At 70.6% G+C, this 6,843-nt stretch carries 5 protein-coding genes and 1 pseudogene; 4 read left to right on the top strand and 2 right to left on the bottom strand.

What is annotated here, in order from left to right:
* Positions 1–1,364: M1 family metallopeptidase (locus StrepF001_RS43835; RefSeq protein ID WP_240797990.1), on the top strand; the 1,364-nt coding region annotated here is incomplete at its 5' end.
* A gap of 227 nt (positions 1,365–1,591) precedes the next feature.
* Positions 1,592–3,577 carry a peptidoglycan recognition family protein gene (locus tag StrepF001_RS43830; protein ID WP_206307162.1) on the top strand — a complete coding sequence of 662 codons (1,986 nt, stop codon included), beginning with the start codon at positions 1,592–1,594 and terminating at the stop codon, positions 3,575–3,577.
* A 40-nt stretch (positions 3,578–3,617) separates the two neighbouring features.
* Here StrepF001_RS43830 and StrepF001_RS43825 read toward each other — a convergent pair whose 3' ends face one another.
* Together StrepF001_RS43825 and StrepF001_RS43820 are read right to left on the bottom strand one after the other, a co-directional pair.
* On the bottom strand, positions 3,618–4,085 hold the full coding sequence (locus StrepF001_RS43825; RefSeq protein WP_129803648.1) for a hypothetical protein: 468 nt from the start codon (positions 4,083–4,085) through the stop codon (positions 3,618–3,620).
* A gap of 224 nt (positions 4,086–4,309) precedes the next feature.
* Positions 4,310–4,807 (bottom strand): hypothetical protein, encoded by a 498-nt coding sequence (locus tag StrepF001_RS43820; RefSeq protein ID WP_129803650.1) that lies wholly within the window; start codon positions 4,805–4,807, stop codon positions 4,310–4,312.
* 90 nt (positions 4,808–4,897) lie between these two features.
* Here StrepF001_RS43820 and StrepF001_RS49190 point away from each other — a divergent pair.
* A pseudogene (locus tag StrepF001_RS49190) lies at positions 4,898–5,611 on the top strand (AfsR/SARP family transcriptional regulator); the annotation flags it as partial.
* Between the two features lie 376 nt (positions 5,612–5,987).
* The gene (locus StrepF001_RS49185) at positions 5,988–6,830 is read left to right on the top strand and encodes a hypothetical protein (protein WP_240797991.1); all 843 of its coding nucleotides are present in this window, start codon (positions 5,988–5,990) and stop codon (positions 6,828–6,830) included.
* Positions 6,831–6,843 lie beyond the last annotated feature (13 nt).

Raw genomic sequence — 6,843 nt, 5'->3', positions numbered from 1 at the left:
CCTCCCCCGGCGCCCCGGGCATCGGCGACCCGCTCCTGCCGCTCGACGGCAACGGCGGCTACACGGTGCGCCGTTACACCATCGCCTTCGACTGGCGGGCACCGCGGACGCCCTTCGACGCCCGCACCACCATCAGCGCCACCGCCACGCAGGCACTGTCCCGCTTCAACCTCGACTTCGCGGGCAACACGCTGCGCACGGTCACCGTCAACGGCGCACCGGCGACCGCCGTACGCGACGGCGACGAGCTCGTCGTCACTCCCGCGCAGCCGATCCTCGACGGCAGCGCCTTCACCGTGCAGGTCGTCTACACCGCCGATCCGACGCAGCAACGGCACCGCAGTGACGCGATCCAGGCGTACGGCTGGGTGCCCACCCCCGACGGCACCGTGCTCTGTCCGCAGCCCAACGGCGCCAAGATGATCTTCCCGGCGAACGACCACCCCAGCCTGCGGGCGCCGGTCACCTTCCGTATCACCACCCCGCCCGGCCTCAGCGCAGTGGCCAACGGCCGGCTCGTCGAGCGTGTCCGGCGCCCCGACGGACGACTGCGGTGGACGTACGACTCCGAGCACCCGGTCGCGGCCCAGCTGATCCAGGTGGCGATCGGCAGGTTCACGTTCGTCGACAGCACCGGCCCGCGCGGACTGCCCGTCCGGGACGCGGTCCCCGGTGGCCTGGTCACCGACACCGAGGCCTACCGCTCGCTCACCTCCGAGCACCTGGCCTGGCTGGAACGGCGGCTCGGCCCGTACCCGTTCCGCCGCTACGGCGTGCTGGTCGGGGACACCGACCTGCCGGTGGCGCTGGAGACGCAGTCGCTTTCCGTCGTGCCGAGGGCCGATCTGCTGGGTGACCAGGTCGACGCCGAGCGCGACCTGGTTCACGAGCTGACCCACCACTGGACCGGCAACAGCGTCGCCATCCGGCAGTGGTCCGACCTCTGGCTGAGCGAGGGGCACGCCCGCTTCTACGAACGTCTCTACTCCGACGCACACGGTGGCATCAGCATCGAGGACGCGATGCGGGCGGCGTACGAGCAGCACGACCAGTGGCGCCACGACGACGGGGCGCCCGCCGAACCCACCGAGCCGACCCTGTTCAAGCAGATGCGGTACGACGGCTCGGCGCTGGTGCTCTACGCCTTGAGGGAGAAGGTCGGCGAGGAGACTTTCGACCGGATCGAGCGGTCCTGGGTGACGACGTACCGGGGCCGGGCCGCCGGCACGCGGGACTTCGTCGCGCTCGCGTCCGAGGTGGCCGGCGAGGACCTCACCCCGTTCCTGACCCCGTGGTTGTACGGGGCGCAGACCCCGCCCATGCCGGGGCATCCCGACTGGCAGGTGGAGCCGGTCCAGGACTGAGCCGGCCCGCCGCCGGCACCGGACTCCACCGTTCAGCACGGGCACTTCGCCCCCTCCCTGCCGTGACGGACGTACTGCCGCCGACCGGGTGGCCTGTGCCGGGCGGCTGGTCCAAGGCGGTGACAGTTGGCGCGACGTGGCGTGTCGGGCACGGAAACGTACGAGGGGTGATGCCAAGGGCAACTCCGTTGTCCTGGTTGCGTCGAGCATGGTCGGAGGCCCCTGCAATGAGTGAACGTGCCGCCCCCCGTGTCCCCGGCGCCCTGCGGGGGCGCCGCCGGATCCTCTGGCTGACCGCGTCGGCGGCGCTCCTGATGTCACTGCTGGTGCCGCAGCTGAGCGGGCCGGCGGACGACGGCGGCGCCGCGGACGACCCGCGTCTGCAGGACGTCTTCACGGCCGCCGCGCACGAATACCGTGTGCCGCGCAGTGTGCTCATGGGCGTGTCCTACCTGCAGTCGCGATGGGACGCCCATCCGGGCTCCCCGAGCGTCGTCGGCGGCTACGGACCGATGCACCTGGTGGACGCCCGCCAGGCCCAGGGTGCACCGCACCGCGGGAGTGCCTCGCCGTTCGCGGGGCCGCAGGCCTCACGCGAGGCGAACGCCCGGGGCAGCGCCTCCGCGCAGCCGGCCAACCTGCAACTCGCCGCCCGCCTGATCGGGGCTCCGGAGGAGCGGCTGCGCACGGACACCGAGGCCAACGTGCGCGGCGGAGCGGCACTCCTGGCAGCGACGCAACGACAGCTCGGCAAGCCGCTCAGCGCCGACCCGGCCGACTGGTGGGAGGCGGTTGCGCGCTTCCCGGGCACGGGCGACACCGCAGCGGCGCAGACGTACGCCAAAGACGTCTTTGCGGTGATCCGCCGGGGCGCGCACCGCACCACCGACGCAGGGCAGCATGTCACCCTCCCCGCCAACCCGGGCGTCGCCCCCCGCCCGCAGGGCCCACAGCGGCCGAAGGACGTCGAGTGCCCGGCGGAGGTGTCCTGCTCCTGGCTCAAAGCGCCGTACGTCGAGATCGGTGACGACGCGTACGGCAACTACGACCCGGCCGACCGGCCCAGGGACCAGAAGATCGACTCCATCGTCATCCACGACACCGAGGCACGTCTGCCGTCGATGCTCAAGACCATCCAGGAACCGACGGAGCCGTCGTGGCACTACTCGGTCCGCTCCAGCGACGGCCACATCACCCAGCACATCAGGACCAAGGACGCGGCCCGGCACTCCGGCAGCCAGTTCGTCAACGCCCGCTCGATCGGCATCGAGCACGAGGGATTCCTCACGCAGCCCGACACCTGGTACACGGAACAGATGTACCGGGCCTCGGCCCGCCTCGTGCGCTACCTGGCGAAGAAGTACGACATCCCGCTCGACCGGCAGCACATCTTCGGCCATGACAACGTGCCGTCCCCGACCGCCTCGACCATCCCTCATATGCACGACGACCCCGGCCCGTTCTGGGACTGGCGGCACTACTTCGACCTCCTCGGCGCACCCCTGCGTGCCACGGCCGGGCGGGACAGCGCCATGGTGACCGTGCTGCCCGACTACGCCACCCACAAACCGCCGTTCACCGGATGCACCGGCGACGGTGTGCCGTGCAAGCCGCACGGCTCCAGCGCCGTCCGCCTGCACACCGAGCCGAAGGAGGACGCCTCGCTGATCCAGGACCCGGGCCGGCGCCCGGACGGGGAGGAGTCCACGGAGGACGTCAACGACCTGGGCTCGCGGGTCTCGGCCGGTCAGTCCTTCGCGGTCGCGGGACGCAGCGGCGAGTGGACGGCGATCTGGTACCAGGGCCGGAAAGCATGGTTCAAGAACCCCAGACTCCATCCGACGGCCGTCGGTACGACCGGCCGGATGGTGACGCCGAAGGACGGCCTGAGCGAGGTCACGGTGTACGGGCGTGCTCTCCCGGAGGAGGACGCCTACCCGGACGGGGTGTCGGCGCCGACCGAATCGCCGCTCCCGTACAGCTTCCTCGCGGGCCAGCGGTACGTGACACAGGGCCGCCTCGTCGGTTCCCACGTCGACAAGTCGTCCTCCGACGACACACCGAACCAGGTGGTGACGGGCGAGGAGGAGTACTACCAGATCCAGTTCGGCCACCGTCTCGCCTACGTGCGGGCAAGCGACGTGGATGTGGTGAGCGAACCGGCCACGGCAGGACCACCGTCAGGCTCTGCAGCACGCCGTCCCACCCGGTGACGATGCCCCTCCCCTGGATCCGGCAGTCCCCGGCGACGTGTCAGTCCCAGAGCGAATACGTCTCCGTGCGAGACGCCCTCTCCGGCCTGTCGCCGGGGTAGGTGAGCGTCATACGCGAGTAGCGCTGCAACTCCGGTCGCTTCTCCCACGGTTGCGGATCGTCGAGCCGAACCACGACGGGGTACGAGTGGAACCGGCCCGCCGCGCAGTACGGCCGGCAGTCGTTCACCGCGTTGAGGCCCACGGCCACCGCCGAGTCGGCGTGCCAGTGCGACCACCGCAGAGCGGTGAGGCGGCTGTTGCCGTCACCGCAGGCGAGGATGAAGTCGGCGGGGCGTACCTGGGACTCCCAGAAACAGTCGACGAGCACGGGGGACGCAGACCGCTGTGCCACGGACTGCACCGTGGGCGGCGCGGCCGCGGGGGCAGCGGAGGCCGTGCCCATGGCCGCCGCGAGCGTCGCGACAGCACAGACCGCGGCCACCTTGGTCATCGCGAGTTCCCGCATATCCGCTCCCGGCCCGTCCGGATCCACACGTCGTGCACGTACCGACGCTACGACCGTCCCCAGGTATGCACCACTCGGACGGAGCAATGTCGCGCCCCCGGCAGCACTGGCGGTCAGTCGGGGGCCACGGTGTCCCGTCCGTCGCGCGCGTGGGCCACGCGACCTTCCGGGCGGTGGTCGTCGGAACACCGCCCGGAGGCAGGGGCGCTGCGTTCGCCTACGGCTCAGCAGCCGCCGCAGTTGTAGTACAGAACATCCCAGTGGTTGCCCTCGTCCGCGTAGATGTTGCCGGAACCGGACCGCCACTGCGGGGCGCCGTCACCGCGAACGCCGATGTAGGTGAAGTTGTTCTTGATGTAGTTACCGACGCAGGTGTACTTGCTGTAGTCGAGCTTGTAGCCGTTCCAGTGAGAGTACGTACCGGAGGCGTGTCCGGTCTCCGTGCCGCCGGTGATGTTCAGCGCGCACCCACTGGCCCGCTTCAGCGTCTGGGCGCCCTGGGCGCTGGCAAGGTTGAGCTGGTCGAAGGACGTACAGGTGGGGTTGTTGCGGTCGGAGCAGTTACCGGAGGACGACCAGGTGATCCCGACCTCGCGGAACATCGACGTTGCGGTGGCGTGACTGATCTTGGTGACGGCGAAGGCCTCACCTGCGCCCCCGACAACGACGACGCCTGGAGCGATCACAAGAGCGAGAGCGGTCAGGATCGAGCGGACCCTCATGCCGTTCAGAACCTTTACGGCCTTCATGCGGAACCCTTCCTGCAACGAGTCGTGTGTCCTGTGGGGTGACTGTGCGGGCGGTGCAGGGAGATGGTGCCCCAGGTCTACGCGCGTATGCGCGGGGCGCGGACACCGCCGGCCGCCCCTCGCCCCCGCGTCCGTTCGCACAGCGGAACCACGCCTGTGCATGCCGCCGTCCTGCAGCCCTCCAAACCGACGAGCCTGCTGGCCGCCCTGCTCATCCACTCCGGTGCGGTCGTGTCGACCGACTATCTGATGCGAGCCGTCTGGGACACCGAACCGCCCGCCACGGCCAGGGCCGCCCTGCAGAGCTGCGTCCTGCGGCTCCGACGGATCTTTGCGAAGTACGGGATAGCGAACGACACGATCGAGGCGGTCCCCGGGGGGTACCGCATGCGCATGGACCGCGAGACGCTCGACCTCGTCCGCTTCCGCGGGCTGGTCCGCTCGGCGGATTCCGCCCGCGACGCCGAGACCGAGTCCCACGTGCTCAGAGAAGCGCTCGCACTGTGGCACGGACCGGTGCTGGCGAACGTCTCATCGCAGATGCTCCACCGTGACGAGGCGCCCCGGCTGACCGAGGAGCGCTTGAGGGCACTCGAGCGCCTCTGTGACATCGAACTGGCGCGCGGGCGATGTCGCGAGGTGCTGGTAGAGGTGTGGGACGCGGCGAGGCGCTTTCCGGAAAGGGAACGATTCTCCGAGCAGTTGATCGAAGCTCTGTACCGAACGGGCCGCCAGACCGAGGCCCTTGCGGAGATCAGGGGCGTCAAGGAACGGCTCAAGGAGGAGTTCGGGATCGACCCGGGCGCCCCCTTGCAGCGCCTGGAACTTGCGATCCTCCGCGGCGAGGACCTCGGCAGCCCGCCTGCCCGTGGGTTGCCCGCGATCGAGGCAGGAGTCTCCTCGAAGGCGGCGCTCCCGTCGAGGGCGGTCACGCCGAGTCCCGCGCCGTCGGATGCGCTGGTCCCCGTACCGGCCGCAGCGACGGTTCCGTCCTCCGCTCCCCCCGGTGCACGTCCCGGTTCCACTGCCGACGCCGGCAGCACCGGTCACGATCGCCACCGTGGCGCCGGTGCCCTGCTTCACCGGCCGCACGACTCGACTCGCCTCGCTTCAACGCGCGTTGACTTCCGGTGGTGCGGTATCCGGTCCGGTGGTGATCTCCGGGGCCCCAGGGATCGGCAAGACCGCTCTCGCCCTGCAGGCGGCGCACCTGACTCAGGAGGCCTTTCCCGGCGGCTGCTTCACACTCGGCATGACCCGGCCGGACGGCAGCCCGCTCGACGCCGCCGAGGCCCGTGCCCAACTTCCGCCCGCGAACGGAGCCGGACGCCGCCTCCTCATCCTCGACGACGCGGTGAGCGCCGAGCAGATACGGCCACTGCTGCCCTCCGCGGCCGAGGGCGTCGCCGTGGTGACGAGCAGACACGGTCTCGCCGGCCTGATCGCCACCCACGGCGGCGTCGTGCACCGCCTCGACACACTCACCGAGGAGGAATCGCATCAACTCCTGGTCACCACATTGGGCGCCGAGCGGGTCGCCGAGGAGCCGGAAGCCACCCGTGAACTGGCCCGGATCTGCGGTCACTTCCCGCTGAGCCTGCGGATCGCCGCGGCACGACTGCTGACGCGGCCCGGCCTCGGCATCGGCGACTGCGCTACATGGCTGGCCGCGGATCTGCCGGCCAGGCTCTCTCTGGCGGACGAACCGCTCATGTCCGTACAGCGCGTGCTCGAGGCGGCTCTGCAGCGGCTGAGCCCCGGCCTGATGGAGGCGTTCCTGCTGCTGGCCACGGAGCACGCGGACGCCGGGACCGCAGATCGAGCGACGCCGTCGGTCGTGCCGGACGAGGTGCTCGAACAACTGGCGGACGCCGGGTTCATCGAGGAAGGCCCGCCCAAGCCGTACCGCATCCACGAACTGCTCAAAATCTACGCGCGTCAGCATGCGCCGGCCCCGCCGCGGACCCGCGTCGGCCCCGTGCCGACCCCTGGCTGACCCCGTCAACGAC

This window comes from Streptomyces sp. F001, from assembly GCF_004187715.1.
Lineage (GTDB): Bacteria > Actinomycetota > Actinomycetes > Streptomycetales > Streptomycetaceae > Streptomyces > Streptomyces flavusporus.
Note: the sequence above shows the minus strand (reverse complement) of the source record. Positions and strands in the feature narration are given on the sequence as shown.

Coding starts and splice junctions, on each gene's coding strand:
- StrepF001_RS43830 (WP_206307162.1), top strand. CDS start 1,592: ATGAGTGAACGTGCCGCCCCCCGTGTCCCCGGCGCCCTGCGGGGGCGC.
- StrepF001_RS43820 (WP_129803650.1), bottom strand. CDS start 4,807: ATGAGGGTCCGCTCGATCCTGACCGCTCTCGCTCTTGTGATCGCTCCA.
- StrepF001_RS43825 (WP_129803648.1), bottom strand. CDS start 4,085: ATGCGGGAACTCGCGATGACCAAGGTGGCCGCGGTCTGTGCTGTCGCG.